Origin of the sequence: Pseudomonas sp. PDM05, assembly GCF_014851685.1 — a bacterium.
Taxonomy (GTDB): Bacteria; Pseudomonadota; Gammaproteobacteria; order Pseudomonadales; family Pseudomonadaceae; genus Aquipseudomonas.
The window spans coordinates 370825-394139 of sequence record NZ_JACVAC010000002.1 but is presented as its reverse complement, the minus strand read 5'-3'; the positions used below and the strand labels follow the sequence as shown (position 1 = coordinate 394139).

20 protein-coding genes are annotated in these 23315 nt (G+C 61.6%); 13 read left to right on the top strand and 7 right to left on the bottom strand.

Annotation, left to right across the window (positions count from 1 at the left end; all coding sequences use genetic code 11):
* Position 1 precedes the first annotated feature (1 nt).
* On the top strand, positions 2–1555 hold the full coding sequence (gene garD, locus IB241_RS06670; RefSeq protein ID WP_192297691.1) for a galactarate dehydratase: 1554 nt from the start codon (positions 2–4) through the stop codon (positions 1553–1555).
* 125 nt (positions 1556–1680) lie between these two features.
* Complete coding sequence (locus IB241_RS06665) at positions 1681–2622, top strand: AEC family transporter (RefSeq protein ID WP_192297690.1); 942 nt, start codon at positions 1681–1683, stop codon at positions 2620–2622.
* Positions 2623–2727: 105 nt separating this feature from the next.
* Here IB241_RS06665 and IB241_RS06660 read toward each other — a convergent pair whose 3' ends face one another.
* The 6 genes from IB241_RS06660 to gatC form a co-directional block, all read right to left on the bottom strand.
* The gene (locus tag IB241_RS06660) at positions 2728–3111 is read right to left on the bottom strand and encodes a carboxymuconolactone decarboxylase family protein (protein ID WP_124527480.1); all 384 of its coding nucleotides are present in this window, start codon (positions 3109–3111) and stop codon (positions 2728–2730) included.
* Positions 3108–4187: a calcium/sodium antiporter gene (locus IB241_RS06655; RefSeq protein WP_192297836.1), complete on the bottom strand. Its 1080-nt coding sequence runs from the start codon at positions 4185–4187 to the stop codon at positions 3108–3110. The genes IB241_RS06660 and IB241_RS06655 overlap by 4 nt, the downstream gene beginning before the upstream one ends.
* Before the next feature lie 24 nt (positions 4188–4211).
* Positions 4212–4583, bottom strand: a complete 372-nt coding sequence (locus IB241_RS06650; RefSeq protein ID WP_192297689.1) for a septal ring lytic transglycosylase RlpA family protein — start codon at positions 4581–4583, stop codon at positions 4212–4214.
* Positions 4584–4743: 160 nt separating this feature from the next.
* Positions 4744–6189 carry an Asp-tRNA(Asn)/Glu-tRNA(Gln) amidotransferase subunit GatB gene (gene gatB, locus IB241_RS06645; RefSeq protein ID WP_192297688.1) on the bottom strand — a complete coding sequence of 482 codons (1446 nt, stop codon included), beginning with the start codon at positions 6187–6189 and terminating at the stop codon, positions 4744–4746.
* 10 nt (positions 6190–6199) lie between these two features.
* Positions 6200–7651 carry an Asp-tRNA(Asn)/Glu-tRNA(Gln) amidotransferase subunit GatA gene (gene gatA / locus IB241_RS06640; protein ID WP_192297687.1) on the bottom strand — a complete coding sequence of 484 codons (1452 nt, stop codon included), beginning with the start codon at positions 7649–7651 and terminating at the stop codon, positions 6200–6202.
* A 16-nt stretch (positions 7652–7667) separates the two neighbouring features.
* Positions 7668–7955 carry an Asp-tRNA(Asn)/Glu-tRNA(Gln) amidotransferase subunit GatC gene (gene gatC, locus IB241_RS06635; RefSeq protein WP_192297686.1) on the bottom strand — a complete coding sequence of 96 codons (288 nt, stop codon included), beginning with the start codon at positions 7953–7955 and terminating at the stop codon, positions 7668–7670.
* Between the two features lie 199 nt (positions 7956–8154).
* Between gatC and mreB the strand changes: the two genes are divergently transcribed.
* The 8 genes from mreB (at position 8155) to tldD (ending at position 19357) form a co-directional block, all read left to right on the top strand.
* Positions 8155–9192, top strand: coding sequence for a rod shape-determining protein MreB (mreB, locus tag IB241_RS06630; protein WP_002555108.1), 1038 nt, complete (start codon positions 8155–8157; stop codon positions 9190–9192).
* A 139-nt stretch (positions 9193–9331) separates the two neighbouring features.
* Positions 9332–10480 (top strand): rod shape-determining protein MreC, encoded by a 1149-nt coding sequence (mreC, locus tag IB241_RS06625; RefSeq protein ID WP_192297835.1) that lies wholly within the window; start codon positions 9332–9334, stop codon positions 10478–10480.
* Positions 10480–10968: a rod shape-determining protein MreD gene (gene mreD, locus IB241_RS06620; RefSeq protein WP_192297685.1), complete on the top strand. Its 489-nt coding sequence runs from the start codon at positions 10480–10482 to the stop codon at positions 10966–10968. Before mreC ends, mreD begins: the two co-directional genes overlap by 1 nt.
* A gap of 50 nt (positions 10969–11018) precedes the next feature.
* A complete protein-coding gene (locus tag IB241_RS06615) occupies positions 11019–11615 on the top strand; it encodes a Maf family protein (protein ID WP_192297684.1) in 597 nt (198 codons plus the stop codon).
* A 70-nt stretch (positions 11616–11685) separates the two neighbouring features.
* Positions 11686–13143: a ribonuclease G gene (rng, locus tag IB241_RS06610; protein WP_010213134.1), complete on the top strand. Its 1458-nt coding sequence runs from the start codon at positions 11686–11688 to the stop codon at positions 13141–13143.
* 42 nt (positions 13144–13185) lie between these two features.
* The gene (locus IB241_RS06605) at positions 13186–17001 is read left to right on the top strand and encodes a YhdP family protein (RefSeq protein WP_192297683.1); all 3816 of its coding nucleotides are present in this window, start codon (positions 13186–13188) and stop codon (positions 16999–17001) included.
* A 48-nt stretch (positions 17002–17049) separates the two neighbouring features.
* Complete coding sequence (locus IB241_RS06600) at positions 17050–17898, top strand: carbon-nitrogen hydrolase family protein (RefSeq protein WP_192297682.1); 849 nt, start codon at positions 17050–17052, stop codon at positions 17896–17898.
* A gap of 16 nt (positions 17899–17914) precedes the next feature.
* Positions 17915–19357 carry a metalloprotease TldD gene (tldD, locus tag IB241_RS06595; RefSeq protein ID WP_053131569.1) on the top strand — a complete coding sequence of 481 codons (1443 nt, stop codon included), beginning with the start codon at positions 17915–17917 and terminating at the stop codon, positions 19355–19357.
* 47 nt (positions 19358–19404) lie between these two features.
* Here the strand turns inward: tldD and yjgA are convergent, their stop codons facing one another.
* Positions 19405–19926: a ribosome biogenesis factor YjgA gene (gene yjgA / locus IB241_RS06590; protein WP_025856302.1), complete on the bottom strand. Its 522-nt coding sequence runs from the start codon at positions 19924–19926 to the stop codon at positions 19405–19407.
* 108 nt (positions 19927–20034) lie between these two features.
* Between yjgA and pmbA the strand changes: the two genes are divergently transcribed.
* The 3 genes from pmbA (at position 20035) to IB241_RS06575 (ending at position 23296) form a co-directional block, all read left to right on the top strand.
* Positions 20035–21381, top strand: a complete 1347-nt coding sequence (gene pmbA / locus IB241_RS06585) for a metalloprotease PmbA (RefSeq protein WP_192297681.1) — start codon at positions 20035–20037, stop codon at positions 21379–21381.
* A gap of 150 nt (positions 21382–21531) precedes the next feature.
* A complete protein-coding gene (locus tag IB241_RS06580) occupies positions 21532–21927 on the top strand; it encodes a FagA protein (RefSeq protein ID WP_192297680.1) in 396 nt (131 codons plus the stop codon).
* On the top strand, positions 21920–23296 hold the full coding sequence (locus IB241_RS06575; protein WP_192297679.1) for a class II fumarate hydratase: 1377 nt from the start codon (positions 21920–21922) through the stop codon (positions 23294–23296). Before IB241_RS06580 ends, IB241_RS06575 begins: the two co-directional genes overlap by 8 nt.
* Positions 23297–23315: the final 19 nt, after the last annotated feature.

The window sequence follows — 23315 nt, the reverse complement described above, 5'->3', positions numbered from 1 at the left end:
AATGCAGTTGATTGAACATGCCGACTCGCCGCGCTCCATCCGTTTGCACGAGCGCGACAACGTGGTGATCGTGGTCAATGACCAGGGCGTACCGGCCGGGACCGAGTTCCCGGACGGCCTGGTGACCGTGGATTTCATCCCCCAGAGCCACAAGGTGACCCTGGAAGATATTCCCGAGGGCGGTCAGATTATTCGCTACGGCCAGACCATCGGTTACGCCTTGGCGCCGATTCCCCGTGGCAGTTGGGTCCAGGAAGATCAACTGCGCATGCCCACCGCGCCACCGTTGGACAGCCTGCCACTGTCCACCGAGGTGCCTGAAACCCAGGCACCGTTGGAGGGTTTCACCTTCGAAGGGTATCGCAACGCCGACGGCACCGTCGGTACGCGCAATATCCTCGGTATCACCACCACGGTGCAGTGCGTTACCGGGGTACTGGACCATGCGGTCAAGCGCATCAAGGACGAGTTGCTGCCCAAGTACCCCCATGTCGATGACGTGGTGGCGCTGACCCACAGTTACGGGTGTGGCGTGGCCATTACCGCGACGGATGCCTACATCCCGATCCGCACCGTGCGTAACCTGGCCCGCAACCCGAACCTGGGGGGCGAAGCCCTGGTGATCAGCCTGGGCTGTGAGAAATTGCAGGCCGGGCAGGTGATGCACGACAACGACAGCTCGGTCGATTTGAGCGAGCCGTGGTTGTATCGGCTCCAGGATTCCAGCCATGGCTTTACCGAAATGATCGAGCAGATCATGGCCCTGGCTGAGACGCGCTTGAAGAAACTCGATCAACGCCGCCGCGAAACCGTGCCAGCCTCGGAACTGATCCTGGGCATGCAGTGCGGTGGCAGCGATGCGTTTTCCGGGATCACCGCCAACCCGGCGCTGGGTTATGCCTCGGATTTGTTGCTGCGGGCCGGGGCGACGGTGATGTTTTCCGAAGTGACTGAAGTCCGCGATGCCATCTACCTGCTGACTTCGCGCGCCGAGAGCAAGGAAGTCGCCGAGGAACTGGTCCGGGAAATGGACTGGTACGACCGCTACCTGGCCAAGGGCGAGGCCGATCGCAGTGCCAATACCACGCCGGGCAACAAGAAGGGCGGGTTGTCGAATATTGTCGAAAAGTCCCTGGGTTCGATCGTCAAATCCGGCAGTAGCGCGATCAATGGCGTGCTGGGTCCGGGCGAGCGCTTCAAGGGCAAGGGCCTGATTTTTTGCGCGACGCCGGCCAGTGACTTTGTTTGCGGCACCTTGCAGTTGGCGGCGGGGATGAACCTGCATGTGTTCACCACAGGGCGTGGCACGCCTTACGGGCTGGCGATGGCGCCGGTGGTGAAGGTGTCGACGCGTACGGAGTTGGCACAGCGCTGGCCGGACCTGATCGATATCGACGCTGGGCGTATTGCAACTGGGCGGGCGAGCATCGAGGAGCTGGGTTGGGAGTTGTTTCACTTCTATCTGGACGTGGCCAGCGGCAAGAAGCAAACGTGGGCTGAGCATCACAAGCTGCATAACGACATCACCTTGTTCAACCCGGCACCCATTACCTGAGATCGCCGCGGATCTTGTGGGAGCTGGCAAGCCAGCTCCCACATATGATCAGCGTTGCCGGGACGAAGTGGGCTGCTTGGCTTATCATTAGCCACCTAACGACGCTCACCAAGGTTCTCCCCGGCATGCTGGCAATTTTCCTCACCACCCTGTCCATCACCGCGCCGGTGTTTGCCATGCTGTTTCTCGGTGTGCTGCTCAAGCGCATCGACTGGATCAATGACAACTTTATCCACACGGCGTCGTCCCTGGTGTTCAACGTCACCATGCCGGCGCTGCTGTTTCTTGGCATCCTGCATGCCGACCTGCACTCGGCACTCAAGCCGGGTTTGCTGATCTATTTTGCCGTCGCCACGCTGCTCAGCTTTGCCCTGGCCTGGGGCTGGGCGCTGTTTCGCTGCCCGCGTGAAGACCGCGGCATCTATACTCAGGGCGCCTTTCGCGGCAACAACGGGGTGATTGGCCTGGCGTTGGCGGCCAGCATGTACGGCGATTACGGCATCTCCCTCGGCGCGATCCTCGCCGCGCTGGTGATCCTGTTCTACAACACGCTGTCGACCATTGTGCTGGCGGTGTACAGCCCGGTGATCAAGTCCGACCCATGGAGCATCTGCAAGAGTGTGGTGGCCAACCCGTTGATCATCAGCGTGATCGTGGCCACGCCGTTCGCGGTGTTCCAGATTGGCCTGCCGGGCTGGTTGGAGTCTTCCGGCCGCTATCTGGCAGACATGACCTTGCCGCTGGCACTGATCTGCATCGGTGGCACCCTGTCGCTGGCGGCGCTGCGTAAAAGCGGGAGCATGGCCTTGAGCGCGAGCCTGGTGAAGATGATCGGGTTGCCGCTGGTGGCCACGCTGGGCGCCTGGCTGTTGGGTTTCCGGGGCCCGGAGTTGGGGATTCTGTTCCTGTATTTCGGCGCGCCGACGGCAGCGGCCAGTTTTGTGATGGCCAGGGCAGCAGAGGGCAATCACGAGCTGGCGGCGGCGATTATCGTGATCACTACGCTGATGGCGGCGGTGACCACGAATATCGGGATTTTCGTGTTGCAGGCGGGTGGGTGGATCTGAATTTTGTGGGGGGCATTCGCGAGCAAGCCCCACATTCGACCGCGTTCTCAGGTTGAAGCTCGGCCAACTGTGGGAGCGGGCTTGCCCGCGAATACTATCTAGCCGTCACTGCTGATCGGCCTGATACGCCTCAATCACTTCCTGCGCCGCCCTGAACGCATCGATCGCCGCCGGTACACCCGCATACACCGCGCAATGCAGCAGTGCCTCGCGAATCTCTTCCACCGTACAGCCATTGTTCAACGCGCCCCGTACGTGACCCTTGAGCTCCTGCGGGCACTTGAGCGCGGTGAGGGCGGCGAGGGTGATCAGGCTGCGGGTCTTCAGCGGCAAGCCTTCGCGATTCCACACACCGCCCCATGCATGTTCATTGACGAAATCCTGCAACGGTTGTGTGAATTCGGTGGCGTTGCCCAAGGCACGGTCGACGAACACGTCGCCCATGACCTGGCGACGCATTTCAACCCCGGACTTCTTCTGATCGGTCATTGCGATTCCCTCTTGTGTTGACGGCGCCAGGCTCGCAGCGTGCTGAACAACAGGAATGCCACCAGCACTGGCAGGACGTAATACAGCATCAGGTGTTCAAGCTTGGTGGCCAGCGGCATGCCAGTGGTGAACGACATCACATGCAGCCCATATGCCAGGTACAGGCCCAGCAGCACCAGGCCTTCGGCGCGGGTTACGCGGTAGCCGCTGTAGAACACCGGCAGGCACAGCGCCGCGGCGGCGAGCATCACCGGCAGGTCGAAATCCAAGGCATTGGGCGATACCGACAGCGGCGTGGGCGCCACCAGGGCGGTGAACCCCAGCACACCCAACAGGTTGAACAGGTTGCTGCCGATCACGTTGCCCACGGCGATTTCCCGCTGGCCGCGCAGGGCGGCGATCAGCGAGGTCGCCAGGCACGGCAGGGAGGTGCCGACGCCGATCAGCGTCAGGCCGATTATGCGCTCCGACAAGCCCAGGTCCGCCGCCACATCCACCGCCCCAGCGAGCAGCAGGTGGCCGGCAAGCAGCAGGATCAGCAGCCCGCCGACTATCAACAGCACGCTGCTCAGCCAGGGCGCGCGGGCCACGGTGTCCAGGGTGCGTGGGCGGCGAGAGTGGCGGGTCTGGTAGTGCAGCACGCCGAGGTAGGCGATCAGCGCGCTCAGCAACAACAGGCCATCGGCCGGTGTGAGTGCTTCATTGGCCGCCAGCGTGAACACCAGTAGCGCGGCGAGAATCATCACCGGGATGTCCAGGCGTACCAGCTGGCGCGAGACCCGCAGCGGGATGATCAGCGCCGACAGGCCCAGGGTGACGAGGATGTTGAAGATGCTGCTGCCGATCACGCTGCCCACCGCGATGTCGGTGTTGCCTGCCAGGGTGGCTTGCAGGCTGACGCTCATCTGCGGCGCGCTGCTGCCGAAGGCGACGATCGTCAGGCCAATGATCAGTGGCCGCACCTTGAGGCTGGCAGCCAGGCGCACCGCCGCGCGCACCAGGATTTCGGCGCCGGTGATCAGCAGCAGCAGGCCGCCGACTAGTTCGAGCAGGCTCCAGGGGGAGAGGGCTGTCAGTAATCCGAAAATGGCCAGGGCTCCTCAGTTGCCAAGGGCTTGTACCCGCACGCGTGCGGTACCGCTGCTGATCATGCCCAACTGCTCGGCGGCCTTGCGTGAAAGATCGATCAAGCGCCCACGGGTATGCGGGCCGCGATCATTGATGCGCACCACCACGGATTTGTCGTTGTTCAAGTTGGTGACCTTGACCTGGGTGCCGAACGGCAGTTGCCGGTGGGCGGCGGTCAGGGCGTTCTGGTTGAAGGGTTCACCGCTGGCGGTCTTTTTGCCGTGGTGCTTGGCGCCGTAATAGGAGGCGGTGCCGGTTTCGTCGTAGCCGTTGGGGTTGATGACGCCGCTGGCGCAGCCGGCCAACAGCGAGAACAGGGCCAGAAGGGCAAATAGACGCTGCATTTTCAAGGATACCCCCTTATCAAATGTGGGAGCGGGCTTGCTCGCGAAGGCGGTGTGTCAGCCAAGTATTCCTTCACTGATCAACCGCCTTCGCGAGCAAGCCCGCTCCTACAAAGTGTCCGAGTTGAGCATGGGATCTCACTCGGACCATTCGTCGCTATCAGCCTTCGAGCTTGCTTTTGAGCAATTCGTTCACCTGTTGCGGGTTGGCCTTGCCTTTGGAGGCTTTCATTGCCTGGCCCACAAAGAAGCCGAACATCTTGCCGCGCTTGGCTTCGTCTGCCGCACGGTACTGTTCGACCTGCTCGGCGTTGGCCGCGAGCATTTCGTCCAGCACGGCCGAGATCGCGCCGCTGTCGGTGACTTGCTTGAGGCCGCGGTTCTCGATGATCTCGTCGGCGCTGCCTTCACCGCTGGCCATGGCTTCGAACACGGTCTTGGCGATCTTGCCGGAGATGGTGTTGTCCTTGATGCGCAGCAGCATGCCGCCCAATTGCTCGGCAGTGACCGGGGCTTCGTCGATTTCCAGGCCCTGCTTGTTCAACAGGCTGCCCAGCTCGACCATCACCCAGTTGGCCGCCAGCTTGGCGTCACCGGCAATGCTCACGACTTTTTCGAAGTAGTTGGCTTGCTCACGGCTGGAGGCCAGCACGCTGGCATCGTAGACCGACAGGCCGAACTGCTCCTGGAAGCGCTCGCGTTTCTGCTGCGGCAATTCCGGCAGGGTGGCGCGTACGTCATTGAGGAACGCGTCCTCGATGACCACCGGCAACAGGTCCGGATCGGGGAAGTAACGGTAGTCGTTGGCTTCCTCCTTGCTGCGCATGGCGCGGGTTTCGTCTTTGTTCGGGTCGTACAGGCGGGTCTGCTGGATGACCTTGCCGCCGTCTTCTATCAGCTCGATCTGGCGGCGCACTTCACTGTTGATCGCTTTCTCGATGAAGCGGAACGAGTTGACGTTCTTGATCTCGCAGCGAGTGCCGAACTCGACCTGGCCTTTCGGGCGGATCGACACGTTGCAGTCACAACGCAGCGAACCTTCGGCCATGTTGCCGTCGCAGATGCCTAGGTAACGCACCAGTGCGTGGATGGTCTTGACGTAGGCCACGGCTTCCTTGGCGCTGCGCATGTCCGGTTCGGAAACGATCTCCAGCAGCGGCGTGCCGGCACGGTTCAGGTCGATGCCGGTGGCGCCCGGGAATTCTTCGTGCAGGCTCTTGCCGGCATCTTCTTCCAGGTGCGCACGGGTCACGCCGAGGCGCTTGATGGTGCCGTCTTCCAGAGGGATGTCCAGGTGGCCCTTGCCGACAATCGGCAGTTCCATCTGGCTGATCTGGTAGCCCTTGGGCAGGTCCGGGTAGAAGTAGTTCTTGCGCGCGAACACGTTGTGCTGGCCGATCTCGGCGTCAATCGCCAGGCCGAACATCACCGCCATGCGCACCGCTTCCTGGTTCAGCACCGGCAAGACACCGGGCATGCCCAGGTCGACCAGGCTGGCCTGGGTGTTGGGCTCGGAACCGAACGTGGTGGCGCTACCGGAGAAAATCTTCGATTGGGTGGCGAGCTGGGTATGAATCTCCAGCCCGATCACGACTTCCCATTGCATAGTGTTCTCCTCAGAAGCCGGTAGGGGTGCGGGTGTGCCAGTCTGTGTGCAACTGGTACTGGTGCGCCACATTGAGCAGGCGGCCTTCCTGGAAATACGGGGCGAGCAATTGCACGCCCACCGGCAGGCCATCGACGAAACCGGCAGGCATGGACAAGCCCGGCAGGCCCGCGAGGTTGGCGGTGATGGTGTACAAGTCTTCGAGGTACGCAGCCACCGGGTCGCCATTCTTGGCGCCGAGCTTCCAGGCCGGGTTCGGCGTGGTTGGGCCGAGGATCACGTCGACTTCATTAAAGGCAGCCATGAAGTCGTTCTTCACCAGGCGACGGATCTTTTGCGCCTTGAGATAGTACGCGTCGTAGTAGCCGGCCGACAGGGCGTAGGCACCGACCATGATGCGGCGTTGTACTTCGGCACCGAAGCCTTCGCCACGGGAGCGTTTGTACAGGTCGGTCAGGTCTTTCGGGTTTTCGCAGCGATAGCCGAAGCGCACGCCGTCGAAACGCGACAGGTTGGAAGAGGCTTCAGCCGGGGCGATCACATAGTAGGCAGGGATCGCGTGCTGATTGTTCGGCAGGCTGATTTCCTTGATCACCGCGCCGAGCTTTTCCAGCTCCTTGACGCTGTTGTGCACCAGTTCGGCGATGCGTGGGTCGAGACCGGCGCTGAAGTACTCCTTCGGCACGCCGATGCGCAGGCCCTTGATCGACGTGTTGAGGCTGGCGCTGTAGTCCGGCACTGGCTCATCGATGCTGGTGGAGTCCTGTTGATCGAACCCGGCCATGCCTTGTAACAAAATCGCGCAGTCTTCGGCGGTGCGTGCCAACGGGCCGCCCTGATCGAGGCTGGAGGCGTAGGCGATCATGCCCCAGCGGGAAACGCGACCATAGGTCGGCTTCAAGCCGGTGAGGTTGGTGAACGCCGCTGGCTGGCGGATCGAGCCGCCGGTGTCGGTGGCGGTGGCCGCCGGCAGGAAGCGCGCGGCAACGGCTGCAGCCGAACCGCCGGACGAGCCGCCGGGCACGTGCTCCAGGTTCCACGGGTTTTTCACCGCGCCGTAGTAGCTCGATTCGTTGGCCGAACCCATGGCGAATTCATCCATGTTGGTCTTGCCCAGGGTCACGGCCCCGGCGGCAGCCAGCTTGGACACCACGGTGGCGTCATAGGGCGCCTTGAAGTTGTCGAGCATCTTCGAGCCGCAGCTGGTGCGGATACCCTGGGTGCAGAACAAGTCCTTGTGGGCGATTGGAGCGCCCAGCAGTGCGCCATTCTCACCGTTGGCGCGACGTGCGTCGGCGGCCTTGGCCTGGCTCAGGGCCAGCTCTTCGGTGAGGCTGATGAAGCTGTTGACCTGCGGGTCCAGTGCGGCGATACGCGCCAGCAGGGTCCTGGTCAGCTCTTCGGAAGAAAACTTTTTGTCGGCGAGACCGCGGGCGATCTCGGCCAGAGTCATGTGATGCATGAAAGGCTCTTTCCCTTTAGTCGATGACTTTCGGAACCAGATACAGGCCGTTTTCGACCGCTGGTGCGATGGACTGGTAGGCCTCGCGATTATTACGTTCGGTCACGACGTCTGCGCGCAGGCGCTGGCTGGCTTCCAGTGGGTGAGCCAGGGGCTCGATGCCGTCGGTATTCACGGCCTGCATTTGGTCAACCAGCCCGAGAATGCTGTTCAGGGCTGCGGTGGTTTGTGGAATTTCGCTTTCAACCAGGTCCAGGTGGGCCAGGTGAGCGATTTTTTCCACGTCGGAGCGTTCAAGCGCCATGGGATTCTCCAGTGGAAAGGCGTCCGTGTGTTAGATTGTCGGAACACTACCGCATTTCTACGGTCATATGGCCGCGATTGTGGGGGTTGGTGCGTAGAAAGTCGGCCAATTTAGCACATTGGCGCCTTGCCCAAAATCCCTGTCGTTGTTAGAGTTTGCCGCACTTTTTTACCCACGCGTTGCCTAGGGTCCTTTCCCCATGTTCAAGAAACTGCGTGGCATGTTTTCCAGCGATCTTTCCATTGACCTGGGCACTGCCAACACCCTTATTTACGTGCGCGAGCGCGGTATCGTTCTGAATGAGCCATCGGTTGTGGCCATTCGGACCCATGGTAATCAGAAAAGTGTCGTTGCCGTCGGCACCGAGGCCAAGCGCATGCTCGGCCGTACACCAGGCAATATTGCCGCCATCCGTCCGATGAAAGACGGCGTGATCGCCGACTTCAGCGTCTGCGAGAAGATGCTGCAGTACTTCATCAACAAGGTTCACGAAAACAGTTTCCTGCAGCCCAGCCCGCGTGTGCTGATCTGCGTTCCGTGCAAGTCCACCCAGGTGGAGCGTCGTGCCATCCGTGAATCGGCCCTTGGTGCCGGTGCTCGCGAAGTCTTCCTGATCGAAGAGCCAATGGCCGCTGCGATCGGTGCCGGCCTGCCGGTTGAAGAAGCCCGCGGTTCGATGGTGGTGGATATCGGTGGTGGTACTACCGAAATCGCCCTGATCTCCCTGAACGGTGTGGTGTATGCCGAATCCGTCCGCGTCGGCGGCGACCGCTTCGATGAAGCGATCATCACTTATGTGCGCCGTAACTACGGCAGCCTGATCGGTGAATCCACCGCAGAGCGCATCAAGCAGGAAATCGGCACCGCCTACCCGGGCGGCGAAGTGCGCGAAGTCGATGTTCGCGGTCGCAACCTGGCCGAAGGTGTTCCACGTGCCTTCACCCTGAACTCCAATGAAGTGCTGGAAGCTCTGCAAGAGTCCCTGGCCACCATCGTTCAGGCTGTGAAGAGCGCCCTGGAGCAATCGCCGCCGGAACTGGCTTCCGACATCGCCGAGCGTGGCCTGGTGCTGACCGGCGGTGGCGCCTTGCTGCGCGACCTGGACAAGTTGCTGGCCCAGGAAACCGGCCTGCCGGTGATCGTTGCCGAAGACCCGCTGACCTGCGTTGCCCGTGGCGGTGGTCGTGCACTGGAAATGATGGATAAACACACCATGGACCTGCTCTCCAGCGAATAAGCTTCGTTGGTCGGTTCATGCGTCGCCAACAGGCAGCACTTTGCAGTGCTGCCTGTTGGCGTTTATCTTCTTCAACCTGCATCCAGGCCGGTTAGATGCCGTATGAGTAAAGAGAACATTTGCCTGGGAGGAGCGGCCTATTAAACCGCTTTTCGCCAAAGGCCCCTCATTGGGCGTGCGCTTGTTGGTGCTGGTCGTGCTTTCGGTCGCGCTGATGGTGGTCGATGCCCGTTTCGCACTGCTCAAGCCCGTGCGCAGCCAGATGTCGCTGGTGTTGATGCAGACTTACTGGATCACCGACCTGCCGCAACGGCTGTTCCAGGGCGTGGCCAGCCAATTTGGCAGCCGCACCGAGCTGGTCGCCGAGAACGAAAAACTCAAGACTGAAAACCTGCTGCTGCAGGGGCGCATGCAAAAGCTGGCGGCCCTCACCGAGCAGAACGTTCGGCTGCGCGAGTTGCTCAACTCTTCCGCGCTGGTCAACGAGAAGGTCGAAGTCGCCGAGTTGATCGGCATGGACCCCAACCCCTTCACCCATCGCATCATCATCAACAAAGGTGAGCGCGACGGTGTGGTCCTCGGTCAACCGGTGCTCGATGCCCGTGGCTTGATGGGCCAGGTGGTCGAGTTGATGCCCTACACCTCGCGCGTACTGTTGCTGACGGACACGACCCATAGCATTCCGGTGCAGGTCAACCGCAACGGCCTGCGTGCGATTGCCAGCGGCACCGGCAACCCGGAACGCCTGGAATTGCGTCATGTAGCCGATACCGCCGACATCAAGGAAGGCGACCTGTTGGTCAGCTCCGGCCTGGGTCAACGGTTCCCGGCGGGTTATCCGGTGGCGACGGTCAAGGAAGTGATCCACGACTCCGGCCAGCCATTCGCCATCGTCCGTGCCGTGCCGACTGCCGCCCTGAACCGCAGCCGCTATCTGCTGCTGGTGTTCAGCGACAACCGCACCCCGGAAGAACGCGCCAACGATGCCGCCCAAGCCCAGGAAGCCGAAGACAAGCAGAACGGCACCACGCCGATCGTCCCTGCGACGGTGCCCAAGCCTGCCGCTGCGCCATCGGCCACACCTGCGGCCGCTCCCGCTGCCGCCGCGCCGGTCGCGACGCCGGTCAAGCCAGCTGCGCACAACGCGCACGCGGTGAAGCCGGCGGCCACCAAACCACCTGCTTCGGCGCCCGCGACTGCCACGCCTGCGACCAAACCGCCTGCTGCAACGCCGGCTGCCCGTCCAGCGGCAACGGCTCCGGCAACCACGCGGCAGAGGGAGGAATAATGGCCGGTACTCATTCGCGCAATGGCTGGATCGTCTGGTTGACCTTCGCGGTCGGCTTGCTGCTCAGCGTTTCTCCGTTGCCGCAATTCATGGAAATCCTGCGTCCGCTCTGGCTGGCATTGCTGCTGGCCTTCTGGTCGCTGAACCTGCCGCACAAGATCGGCATGGTCACCGCGCTGTTCCTGGGCTTGGCGGAAGACGTGCTGTATGGCACCTTGCTGGGCCAGAACGCGCTGATCCTGACGCTGATTACGTTCCTGGTGCTGTCGTTGCAGCAGCGTTTGCGCATGTTTCCGATGTGGCAGCAGTGCCTGGTGATCCTGGTGATCTTCGGCCTGGCGCAGTTGGTGCAGCTATGGCTCAGTGCCCTGACGGGCAACCGCCAGCCGACGCTCGCGTTGGTATTGCCGGCGCTGGTCAGTGCGCTGCTGTGGCCCTGGATCAGTTTTGGCCTGCGTGGGTTACGTCGTCGCTATAAAATCAATTGAATGGATTGCGAGGCTCTGCCTGGTTATCGAGTCCTACAGGGAGAGTCTGCATGAATTCGCTTTATCTGGCCTCGGGCTCCCCGAGGCGACGTGAGTTGCTGACCCAGATCGGTGTGCCCTTCACCGTGGTCAGCGCCGCGATTGATGAAACTCCTCTTACCCACGAATCCGCCGTTTCCTACGTCGAGCGTCTGGCGCGCGGCAAGGCTGCGGCGGGTTTGGCTGCGCTTGAACACGCCTCGGGTGCCTGTGTGCTGGGTGCCGACACCGCTGTCATTGTCGACGGCCAGATCCTCGGCAAACCCGTGGATCAGGCCGATGCCCTGGCCATGTTGATGGCGCTGGCGGGGCGTGAACATGACGTGCTCACTGCCATTGCCGTGACCGATGGCCAGCGCTGCGAAACTGTTTGTGTAAGCAGTCGTGTACGTTTTCGCAGTATTTCTGTCGAGGAAGCTACAACCTACTGGCACAGTGGCGAACCCCAGGACAAGGCGGGCGGCTATGCTATTCAAGGGCTTGGATCGGTGTTTGTCGCCGGGCTCAATGGCAGTTATTCCGCCGTGGTAGGCCTGCCGGTGTGCGAAACCGCGCAACTGCTCGGTCAATTCGGCATACCCTGTTGGCAACACCTTACCGCGCGCTGAACGCCTAACCCCAGCGCCCAGCCCTAAGCGATCGGTCACTATTGTGAAAACGCCTGAACGAGACCTAGCCATGAGTGAAGAGATTCTGATCAATATCACGCCGATGGAATCACGCGTGGCGGTGGTAGAGAACGGTGTTCTGCAAGAAGTGCACGTCGAGCGTACCCAGAAGCGCGGGATCGTCGGCAATATCTATAAAGGCAAGGTGGTGCGTGTCTTGCCGGGCATGCAGGCGGCATTCGTCGACATCGGCCTGGACCGTGCAGCGTTTATCCACGCATCGGAAATCTCCCTGCGCGAAGGCCCGGCGGTAGAGAGCATCAGCGCGCTGGTGCACGAAGGGCAGAGCCTGGTGGTGCAAGTCACCAAGGACCCCATCGGCTCCAAAGGCGCGCGCCTGACCACGCAGCTATCGATTCCGTCGCGCTATCTGGTGTACATGCCGCGTACCGCCCACGTCGGCATCTCCCTGAAGATCGAAGATGAAGCCGAGCGCGAGCGCCTGAAGAAGGTGGTCAGCGACTGTGTGGCGGCCGAAGGCATCAAGGAAGCTGGCGGTTTCATCCTGCGTACCGCCGCCGAAGGTGCCGGTGCCGATGAAATCCTCATGGACATCCGTTACCTGCGGCGCCTGTGGGACCAGATCGGCGCACAGATCAAGACCATCGGCGCACCCAGTGTCATCTACGAAGACCTGGGCCTGGCCCTGCGTACCCTGCGCGATCTGGTCAGCCCCAAGATTGAGAAAATTCGCATCGACTCGCGGGAGACCTTCCAGCGCACCACGCAATTTGTTGCCGAGCTGATGCCGGAAATTGCCGATCGCCTGGAGCACTATCCTGGCGAGCGGCCGATCTTTGACCTGTATGGCGTTGAAGATGAAATCCAGAAAGCCCTGGAACGCAAAGTGCCACTGAAGTCCGGTGGCTATCTGGTGGTGGACCCTGCGGAGGCCATGACCACCATCGACGTCAACACTGGCGCGTTCGTGGGGCATCGCAATCTCGAAGAAACCATCTTCAAGACCAACCTCGAAGCGGCCACTGCGATTGCCCGTCAACTGCGCCTGCGCAACCTGGGCGGGATCATCATCATCGACTTCATCGACATGGAAGATGAAGAGCACCAGCGTCAGGTGCTGCGCACCCTCGAGAAGCAACTGGAGCGCGACCACGCCAAGACGAACATTATCGGCATCACCGAGCTGGGCCTGGTGCAGATGACCCGCAAGCGCACCCGCGAAAGCCTTGAGCAAGTGCTGTGCGAGCCGTGCAGCAGTTGCCAGGGGCGCGGTAAATTAAAGACTCCGGAAACCGTTTGCTACGAGATTTTCCGGGAAATCCTACGAGAGGCTCGGGCTTACCAGGCCGAAGGTTATAGAGTGCTCGCCAACCAGAAAGTGGTCGACCGTCTGTTGGACGAAGAGTCCGGCAACGTCGCCGAATTGGAGGGGTTTATCGGACGCACAATTCGTTTCCAGGTTGAAACCATGTATTCCCAGGAACAATACGACGTGGTGCTGCTCTGATCCCCATTCGCTTACTTTTGACTGTCTTGAGGGTCGCCTGACATGGAGCGTCTGACACGCTTTTTTGCCGCTTTGACCCGTTGGGGCCTGGGCCTTTGCGCGTTGCTGCTGGTACTGGCGGCGGTGTACGTGAGCCTGGGGCGCGAATTGACCCCGCTGGTGGCCGAATATCGCGCCGAAGTCGAGGCCAAGGCCCAGGCGGCGGTGGATATGCCGCTGCACATTGGCAGCCTTGAAGGCCGTTGGAGCGGCTTTGCGCCGATGCTGCTGGCCCACGACGTGATGCTGGGCGAGGGCAGCAGCGCCTTGCGCCTGGATCAGGTCGAAGTGGTGCCGGACATCTGGGCCAGCCTGATGGCGCGTGAAGTGCGCATCGCACATCTGGAAGTCAGTGGCCTGCAACTCAGCGTCAAGGAAGACAAGGACGGCCACTGGGCGCTGCAAGGCCTGCCGGTGCAGGATGACCAGCCGCTGGACCCACAGCAATTGCTCCAGCGTATGCAGATGGTCAAGCGTGTGTCACTGCTCGACAGCCAGGTGACCTTGCAACCCTTCGACCAGCCCCCGTTGACCCTGACATATGTCGGCCTGAGCTTGCACACCGGCATCACCCGCCAGCGCCTGGACGCGCGCCTGACCCTGCCTGATGGCCAGCCCCTGGCACTGAGCTTGCGCACGCGGATTCGTGCGAGCCAATGGCAAGACGCTGAAGCACAGGCCTACCTGAGCCTGCCCCAGAGCGACTGGGCCAAGTGGATTCCGGCCAAGCTGACGCAGCAATGGAAACTCACCCAATTCAAGGCCGGCGGCGAATTCTGGCTGACCTGGGCCAAGGGCACCGTGCAAAGCGCGGTGGTGCGCCTCAACTCGCCACAGATCAAGGGCAGCTACGCCGAGCGCAAGCCGGTGCACATTGAAAACCTGGCCCTCAACGCCTACCTGCAACGCAGTGATAGCGGTCTTACGGTGCTGTTCGACTCGCTGGCGATGAACCTGGGCGAGACCCGCTGGGAATCGCGCGTGCAATTGCAGCAAAGCCTGGCCACCGACAAGGACCAGGAGGTGTGGAAGCTTCAGGCGGACCGCCTGGACCTGACCCCCATCACACCGTTGCTCAATGCCCTGGCGCCGTTGCCCGAAGGTTTCGCCACGACCATCGAGCACCTGAAGGCGATTGGCTTGCTGCGCAATGTGCTGGTGGATTTCCGTCCTCAGGACACCACGGATCAAAAACTCAGTTTCGCCGCCAATCTCGAACGTGTGGGGTTTGACGCCTACTTCGGTGCCCCGGCTGCCCGTAACATTTCCGGCAGTATCAGCGGTGACCTTGGCCATGGCGAACTGCGCATGGACAGCAGGGACTTTTCCCTGCACCTGGATCCCATCTTTGCCAAACCCTGGCAGTACATCCAGGCCAATGCGCGCCTGACGTGGAAGCTGGATAAAGATGGCTTCACCCTGATCGCGCCGTATATCAAGGTGCTGGGCGAAGAGGGCAAAGTGGCTGCCGATTTCTTGATTCGCCTGAGTTTTGACCAAAGCCGCGAAGACTACATGGACCTGCGGGTCGGCATGGTCGATGGCGACGGGCGCTTCACCTCCAAATACCTGCCGGCGGTGTTGAGCCCGGCGCTGGATGAATGGCTGCGCACGGCGATTCTCAAAGGTGCGGTCGACGAGGGGTTCTTCCAATACCAGGGCTCGCTCAACCACGATGCGTTGCCCGCCTCGCGCAATATCAGCCTGTTCTTCAAGGTGCATGACGCCGAACTGGCGTTCCAGCCAGGCTGGCCGCATGTGAGCAAGGTCACGGGTGAAGTGTTCGTCGAAGAGAGCGGTGTGCGCATCCTGGCCAGCAAGGGGCAATTGCTCGACACCAAGGTCAACGACATCTACGTCAATATTCCCCATGCGCCGGCGGACAAGGACAGCCACCTGCTGCTCACCGGCGGTTTTGCCGGCGGCCTGGGGGATGGTCTGAAGATCCTTCAGGAAGCGCCGATCGGCACGGCTTCGACGTTTGCCGGCTGGAAGGGCGAGGGCGACCTGCAAGGCAGCCTGGATCTGGACATACCGCTGGCCAAGGGCGCCGAACCGAAAATCGTGGTGGACTTCAAGACCGACAAGTCCCGCCTGCAATTGGCCGAGCCCACCTTGGACCTGACCCAGCTCAAGGGGGATTTCCGCTTCGACAGCGCCAAGGGCCTCAGTGGCCAGAACATCACGGCCCAGGCGTTCGACCGGCCGATCAGCGCGCAGATTGTTGCCGGCGGCAAGCCGGGCAATATCAGTACGCGCGTGACGGCCAAAGGGCAGGTCACGGTCAAGCGGCTGACGGACTGGTTGAAAATCAGCCAGCCGTTGCCGGTGTCCGGCGATATTCCGTACCAGCTGCAACTGAACCTTGACGGTGCCGACAGTCAACTGATGGTCAGCTCCAACCTCAAGGGCGTGGCAGTGGATTTGCCAGCGCCCTTTGGCATGCCAGCCAGTCAGGGGCGTGACAGTGTATTCCGCATGACCTTGCAGGGTAACGAGCGCCGCTACTGGTTCGATTATGGCGAGCTGGCGAATTTCACCTTCGCGGCGCCGCCGGACAAGTTCAATGACGGCCGGGGCGAGTTGTTCCTCGGTGATGGCGATGCGCTGTTGCCGACAGTCAAAGGCCTGCGCATTCGCGGAGTCTTGTCGGAACTGGATCTCGACCCGTGGAAGAAGCTCGTGGACCGTTATGCGGGCAACGACCCGGGCGGCAGCGCCAAGCAATTGCTCAGCGGCGCCGACTTCAAGGTCGGCAAGCTGACCGGCTTTGGCACCCAGTTCGATCAGGTCAAATTGCAGTTGGACCGCAAACCCGCGGCGTGGGGCCTGCAGCTCGACAGCCAGCAGGCCAAGGGCACGGTGAACCTGCCGGACGCCAAGGGCGCGCCGATTGCGATCAACCTGCAGTATGTGAAACTGCCGGCCGTGGACCCGAGCGTACAGGCCGATGAAAACGCCCCGGACCCTTTGGCCGACATCGACCCCAAGGATATTCCCGCGCTCGACATTGCCATCGACCAGCTGTTCCAGGGGCCGGACTTGATCGGCGCGTGGTCGTTGAAGATCCGCCCGACGACCAAGGGTTTGGCCTTCACCAATCTGGACCTTGGCCTCAAGGGCATGCAGCTCAAGGGTGATGGCGGCTGGGAAGGCGCGCCGGGAAGCAGCGGCAGTTGGTACAAGGGGCGCCTGGACGGTAAGAATATCGGCGATGTACTCAAGGGCTGGGGTTATGCGCCGACCGTCACCAGCAAGGACTTCCATCTGGACGTGGACGGGCGCTGGCCGGGCTCGCCGGCCTATGTGGGGCCGAAACGTTTCTCCGGCAGCCTGGATGCATCCTTTCGCAGCGGTCAGTTCGTTGAAGTGGAAGGCGGCGCCCAGGCCCTGCGTGTGTTTGGCCTGCTCAACTTCAACTCCATCGGGCGCCGGTTGCGCCTGGACTTTTCCGACTTGCTCGGCAAGGGCTTGAGTTATGACCGGGTCAAAGGCCTGTTGGCTGCCAGTAACGGCGTGTTCGTTACCCGCGAACCGATCACCATGACCGGGCCGTCGACCAACCTTGAGCTTAACGGCACCCTGGATCTGGTGGCCGACCGTGTCGACGCCAAGTTGCTGGTGACATTGCCGGTCACCAACAACCTGCCGATTGCCGCGTTGATCGTGGGGGCTCCGGCGATTGGTGGGGCGTTGTTCCTGATCGACAAGCTGATCGGTGACCGCGTTTCGCGCTTCGCCAGCGTGCAATACAAAGTCGAGGGGCCGTGGAAGGATCCGAAAATCACCTTCGACAAGCCATTTGAAAAGCCAAACTGAGAGCCTGTGGAGTAGCATGGTCGCACGCCCATTACGGAGAGTCGGCCCATGTCCTTTGCGGTAATTCAAATGGTCAGCCAGAGCGATGTGCTGGCCAATCTTGCCCAGGCCCGGCGCCTGCTGGAGCAAGCGGCGGCAGGGGGGGCGAAGCTGGCGGTGCTGCCGGAAAACTTTGCCGCCATGGGCCGGCGTGATGTGGCCGATATCGGCCGGACCGAGGCATTGGGCGAAGGACCGATCCTGCCGTGGTTGAAACAGACCGCCCGTGACCTCACCTTATGGATAGTGGCTGGCACCTTGCCGTTGCCGCCCAGGGATCAGCCGTACGCCAAGTCCAACGCCTGTTCGCTGCTGGTCGATGACCAGGGCGAAATCGTTGCCCGATACGACAAGTTGCACCTGTTCGATGTGGACGTTGCCGACGCGCGTGGTCGTTATCGTGAATCCGACGACTATGCTTTCGGCAGCAACGTGGTGGTGGCGGACACGCCGGTGGGGCGATTGGGCCTGACGGTGTGTTACGACCTGCGCTTCCCCGAGCTGTACAGCGAGTTGCGTGCAGCAGGGGCTGAATTGATTACCGCGCCTTCGGCGTTTACCGCGGTGACCGGCGCGGCGCACTGGGACGTGCTGATTCGCGCACGCGCCATCGAAACCCAGTGTTACCTGCTGGCGGCCGCCCAGGGCGGCGTGCATCCGGGGCCGCGGGAAACCTACGGTCACGCAGCGATCGTTGACCCGTGGGGGCGGGTGCTGGCGCAACAGGATCAAGGCGAAGCGGTGTTGTTGGCCGAACGCGATAGCAGTGAACAAGCGTCGATACGGGCGCGCATGCCGGTGGTCAGCCACCGGCGTTTTTTCTCGCAGGGCGCACAGCGGCCTGCTTCGGAACGATGAATTTAAGGCCAAACCTATGAGCGAGTTGTTGTCCTCAGTCAGTGAACACCTCCTGGCACCTGGTGGCGTGACCATCGAAAGCTTGCAAACCGTGCTGGGCGATCTGGCCGGGCCGGGTATCGACGCGGCTGACCTGTATTTCCAGGGGCAGATCTCCGAGTCCTGGGCCCTTGAAGACGGCATCGTCAAGGAAGGCAGTTTCAACCTTGACCAAGGTGTAGGCGTGCGTGCGCAATCCGGAGAAAAAACCGGTTTTGCCTACAGCAACGCGATCACCCTGGAAGCCTTGGGCCTGGCAGCGCGTGCGGCGCGTTCGATCTCCCGTGCCGGGCAAAACGGTACGGTGCAGGCGTTCAGTACCCAGGACGTGGCGCAATTGTATGCGCCCGATAACCCCCTGGAAGTGATCAGCCGTGCGGAGAAGGTCGAGCTGCTCAAACGTGTCGACGCGGCTACCCGCGCCCTTGACCCGCGTATCCAGCAGGTCACCGTGAGCATGGCCGGTGTGTGGGAGCGCATCCTGGTGGCCTCCACCGATGGCGGCCTGGCGGCGGATGTACGGCCGCTGGTGCGCTTCAACGTCAGTGTGATCGTCGAGCAGAATGGCCGCCGGGAGCGCGGCGGGCATGGCGGTGGCGGGCGTACCGACTACCGTTATTTCCTCACTGATGACCGCGCCATGGGGTATGCCCGTGAAGCGCTGCGTCAGGCGCTGGTGAACCTGGAGGCCATTCCGGCCCCGGCCGGTACGTTGCCGGTGGTGTTGGGCTCGGGTTGGTCCGGCGTATTGCTGCACGAGGCCGTGGGCCATGGTCTGGAAGGTGACTTCAACCGCAAGGGCAGCTCGGCCTACAGCGGGCGCATGGGCGAGATGGTTGCGTCCAAGCTGTGCACCATTGTCGATGACGGCACCTTGGCCGGGCGCCGTGGCTCGTTGAGTGTCGACGATGAAGGCACTCCAACCGAATGCACCACGCTGATCGAAAACGGCGTGCTCAAGGGCTATATGCAAGACAAACTCAACGCTCGCCTGATGGGCGTGGCACGTACCGGCAACGGTCGTCGCGAGTCCTATGCGCACCTGCCGATGCCACGCATGACCAACACCTACATGCTCGGTGGCGAAAGCGACCCGGCGGAAATCATCGCCTCGGTAAAACGCGGAATCTACTGCGCCAACCTGGGTGGCGGCCAGGTGGACATCACCAGTGGCAAGTTCGTGTTCTCCACCAGCGAGGCGTACCTGATCGAAGACGGCAAGATCACCGCGCCGGTCAAAGGCGCAACGTTGATTGGCAACGGGCCGGAAGCCATGAGCAAGGTGTCGATGGTCGGTAACGACCTGTCGCTGGACAGCGGCGTGGGCACATGCGGCAAGGATGGGCAGTCGGTGCCGGTGGGTGTCGGCCAGCCAACGCTGAAAATTGATGCGATCACCGTGGGAGGCACGGGCTCGTAGGAAGAGTGGAGCTTCGGGTGGCGAAGATCGCCACCCGGGGAAGAGGATCAGCGCAGACCGCGTTGAGTCTCGTCCAGCTCACGGATGTACTTGAAGATTTTACGGCTGGTGGCCGGCGCCTTGTTATGCGCCAGCTCGTGTTGGGCCTGGCGGATCAGGGAGCGCAATTGCTGGCGGTCCGCGTCCGGGTAGTCCAGCACGAATTTCTCCAGCACGGCGTCGTCGCCCGAGATCAGGCGGTCACGCCAACGTTCCAGGTTATGGAAGCGTTCGTTGTACTGGCGAGTGGAGGCATCGGTTTGATCGAGCAAGGCCAGAATGGCGTCAGTGTCCTGATCGCGCATCAGCTTGCCGATAAACATGATGTGGCGTTTACGCGCGATATTCGCGGTGTGCTTGGGTGCGTCTGCAAGAGCCCGGCGCATTTCGTCGGTCAATGGCAGTTTTGCAATCAAGTCTTTCTTGAGCGTTGTAAGGCGCTCGCCCAGGTCAACCAGAGCATGCAGCTCACGTTTGACCTGGGTTTTGCTTTTCTCCCCATCGAGGGAGTCGTCGTAAGAATCAACCATGGTGGCAGTCCGCAAAGAAACGCCGCCATGATAACCAGTCGGGGGCCGCTTGTCCGGCCCGGTCGCTCGATGGCCTTAACCGAAAGCAGAATTTGAGTGGAGAAAACCATGAGTGCAGCCCAAAGCGTCGGCCCGCAAGCGTTACCGGCACTGCAGGAACAAGTCGAGCAGATCCTTGCCGAGGCCAAGCGCCAGGGGGCCAGTGCCTGTGAGGTGGCGGTGTCGCTGGAGCAGGGGCTGTCGACATCGGTACGCCAGCGGGAAGTGGAAACCGTTGAGTTCAACCGCGACCAGGGTTTTGGCATCACCTTGTACGTAGGGCAGCGTAAAGGTTCGGCCAGTACATCGGCGAGCGGCCCGGAGGCGATCCGCGAAACCGTCGCCGCCGCTTTGGCGATTGCCAAGCACACCTCCGAGGATGAAAGCTCGGGCCTGGCCGACAAAGCGCTGATGGCCAAGGACTTGAAAGACTTCGATCTGTTCCACGCCTGGGACATTACCCCAGAGCAGGCCATTGAACTGGCATTGACCTGCGAAGCCGCTGCGTTCGATGCAGATGCCCGCATCAAGAACGCCGATGGCACCACGTTGAGCACGCATCAGGGTTGTCGTGTCTACGGCAACAGCCATGGTTTTGTAGGGGGGTATGCCTCCACTCGCCATAGCCTGAGCTGCGTGATGATCGCTGAAGCCAACGGCCAGATGCAGCGTGATTACTGGTACGACGTAAGCCGCCAGGGCGAGTTGCTGGCGGACCCGGTCAGCATTGGCCAGCGCGCCGCACAACGTGCCGCCAGCCGCTTGGGCGCGCGACCGGTGCCAACTTGCGAAGTGCCGGTGTTGTTTTCGGCGGAGTTGGCCGGTGGTTTGTTCAGCAGTTTCCTCGGCGCGATTTCCGGCGGCAACCTGTACCGCAAGTCGTCGTTCCTTGAGGGCGCTATCGGGCAAAAGCTGTTCCCGGAGTGGTTGACCCTCGATGAGCGCCCGCACCTGATGCGTGCCATGGGAAGCTCGGCGTTCGACGGCGATGGCCTGGCGACCTATGCCAAACCGTTCGTCGAAAACGGCGAGTTGGTGTCCTATGTGCTGGGGACATACTCCGGCCGCAAGCTCGGCCTGCCGAGCACGGCCAACGCCGGTGGCGTGCACAACCTGTTCGTTACCCATGGCGATGAAGACCAGGCGGCGTTGCTGCGTCGCATGGGGCGTGGCCTGCTGGTGACTGAGTTGATGGGGCATGGCCTGAACATGGTGACCGGTGATTACTCCCGTGGTGCGGCGGGTTTCTGGGTGGAAAACGGCGAGATTCAGTTCGCGGTCCAGGAAGTGACCATCGCCGGCAACATGCGCGACATGTTCAAGCAAATCGTCGCGGTGGGTAACGACCTGGAACGGCGTAGCAACATTCACACAGGTTCGGTATTGATTGAGCGGATGACTGTCGCTGGCAGCTGACCCTCCCGACGCTTCAACAGAAAAGGCGCGCCATCATCACTGATGGCGCGCCTTTTTTGTGCTTGCGTGACAGGTGGATTGACTTGCGGCTCTTGTTTTGATTCTCAATATCATTTAATAATAAATATCATTACCGAATGAGTGTGGATCATGAGTTCTGTCCTGCATGAGGATCCTTACCTGGAGAGCTGGCGCTGGATGAGTCGTCAGATTCGCTGCGGCCTCAATCCCGACGAGCCGCGCCTGATCGAACATTACCTCAACGAGGGTCGATACCTGGCGTGCTGCACTGCGACCCATCCGTGGACGATCGCTGAAACCTCATTCCACCTGCTGCTCGACACCGCCGGCGATATTGCGCTGCCCTGGCATTGGCGCACGACATGCCTGGACCAGGCCTGGCGCCCCCTGCGCGACCTGGAAAAGCTTTCCCACTGCGCCTGCCGCCTCAAGCGCTGGCAGACCTTTGCCTGGCAATTGGCGACCTGCGAGTTGCTGCCTTCCCTTTCTGTGTCTGACCTTGTGCAAGGATCCTCCGATGAGTAACACCCGTATCGAACGCGACAGCATGGGCGAACTGCAAGTGCCGGCCGAGGCCTTGTATGGCGCACAAACCCAGCGCGCGGTGAACAACTTCCCGATCAGCCGTCAACGTATGCCCGCGCAATTCATTCGCGCGCTGATCCTTGCCAAGGCTGCCGCCGCCAAGGTCAACGTCGACCTCAAGCAAATCAGCGAAGGGCAGGGCAAGGCCATTGTCGATGCGGCCCAGGGCTTGCTCGAAGGCGATTTCATGCAGCACTTCCCGGTGGATGTTTTCCAGACCGGTTCCGGCACCAGCTCCAATATGAACGCCAACGAAGTGATTGCGACCCTCGCCACACGCTTGCTGGGCGAGGCGGTCAACCCCAATGACCACGTGAACTGCGGCCAAAGCAGCAATGACATCATTCCGACCACCATCCACGTCAGCGCCGCGTTGGTCTTGCATGAGCAAACCCTGCCGGCCCTGCTGCATCTGGTGCAGGTGATCGAACGCAAGGCCGAAGAAGTCCACCCGTTCATCAAGACCGGTCGCACCCACCTGATGGACGCCATGCCGGTGCGCATGAGCCAGGTACTCAATGGCTGGGCGCAGCAACTCAAGGCCAATATCGGCCATCTGCAGGACCTGCTGCCAAGCCTGCAGGCCCTGGCCCAGGGCGGCACTGCGGTCGGCACCGGGATCAACGCGCATCCGGAATTCGCCGCGCGTTTCAGCCAGCAACTGAGCAGGCTGACCGACGTCACATTCACGCCGGGCAAGAACCTGTTCGCACTGATCGGCTCCCAGGACACCGCTGTCGCTGTTTCCGGTCAGTTGAAAGCCACCGCGGTATCGCTGATGAAGATCGCCAATGATCTGCGCTGGATGAATTCCGGGCCGCTCGCCGGTCTCGGTGAAATCGAGCTTGAGGGCCTGCAGCCGGGCTCCTCGATCATGCCGGGCAAGGTCAATCCGGTAATTCCGGAAGCCACTGCCATGGTCGCGGCCCAAGTGATCGGCAATGACACGGTGATCACCGTCGCAGGCCAGTCCGGCAACTTCGAGCTGAACGTAATGCTGCCGATCATCGCCCAGAACCTGCTCAGCAGCCTCGAATTGCTGGCCAACTCCAGCCGTCTGCTGGCGGACAAGGCGATTGGCAGCTTCAAGGTCAACGAAGCCAAGCTCAAGGAAGCGTTGTCGCGTAACCCGATCCTGGTCACCGCGCTCAACCCGATCATCGGTTACCAGAAGGCTGCTGAAATCGCCAAGAAGGCTTATCAGCAGGGCCGTCCGGTGATTGATGTCGCCCTGGAGCACACCGACTTGCCCCGCAGCCAACTGGAAGTCCTGCTGGACCCGGAAAAGCTCACGGCCGGCGGCGTGTAATCACCGACACTGCTTTGGA

Coding starts and splice junctions, on each gene's coding strand:
- garD (WP_192297691.1), top strand. CDS start 2: ATGCAGTTGATTGAACATGCCGACTCGCCGCGCTCCATCCGTTTGCAC.
- IB241_RS06665 (WP_192297690.1), top strand. CDS start 1,681: ATGCTGGCAATTTTCCTCACCACCCTGTCCATCACCGCGCCGGTGTTT.
- IB241_RS06660 (WP_124527480.1), bottom strand. CDS start 3,111: ATGACCGATCAGAAGAAGTCCGGGGTTGAAATGCGTCGCCAGGTCATG.
- IB241_RS06650 (WP_192297689.1), bottom strand. CDS start 4,583: ATGCAGCGTCTATTTGCCCTTCTGGCCCTGTTCTCGCTGTTGGCCGGC.
- gatB (WP_192297688.1), bottom strand. CDS start 6,189: ATGCAATGGGAAGTCGTGATCGGGCTGGAGATTCATACCCAGCTCGCC.
- gatA (WP_192297687.1), bottom strand. CDS start 7,651: ATGCATCACATGACTCTGGCCGAGATCGCCCGCGGTCTCGCCGACAAA.
- gatC (WP_192297686.1), bottom strand. CDS start 7,955: ATGGCGCTTGAACGCTCCGACGTGGAAAAAATCGCTCACCTGGCCCAC.
- mreB (WP_002555108.1), top strand. CDS start 8,155: ATGTTCAAGAAACTGCGTGGCATGTTTTCCAGCGATCTTTCCATTGAC.
- mreD (WP_192297685.1), top strand. CDS start 10,480: ATGGCCGGTACTCATTCGCGCAATGGCTGGATCGTCTGGTTGACCTTC.
- IB241_RS06615 (WP_192297684.1), top strand. CDS start 11,019: ATGAATTCGCTTTATCTGGCCTCGGGCTCCCCGAGGCGACGTGAGTTG.
- rng (WP_010213134.1), top strand. CDS start 11,686: ATGAGTGAAGAGATTCTGATCAATATCACGCCGATGGAATCACGCGTG.
- IB241_RS06605 (WP_192297683.1), top strand. CDS start 13,186: ATGGAGCGTCTGACACGCTTTTTTGCCGCTTTGACCCGTTGGGGCCTG.
- IB241_RS06600 (WP_192297682.1), top strand. CDS start 17,050: ATGTCCTTTGCGGTAATTCAAATGGTCAGCCAGAGCGATGTGCTGGCC.
- tldD (WP_053131569.1), top strand. CDS start 17,915: ATGAGCGAGTTGTTGTCCTCAGTCAGTGAACACCTCCTGGCACCTGGT.
- yjgA (WP_025856302.1), bottom strand. CDS start 19,926: ATGGTTGATTCTTACGACGACTCCCTCGATGGGGAGAAAAGCAAAACC.
- pmbA (WP_192297681.1), top strand. CDS start 20,035: ATGAGTGCAGCCCAAAGCGTCGGCCCGCAAGCGTTACCGGCACTGCAG.
- IB241_RS06580 (WP_192297680.1), top strand. CDS start 21,532: ATGAGTTCTGTCCTGCATGAGGATCCTTACCTGGAGAGCTGGCGCTGG.
- IB241_RS06575 (WP_192297679.1), top strand. CDS start 21,920: ATGAGTAACACCCGTATCGAACGCGACAGCATGGGCGAACTGCAAGTG.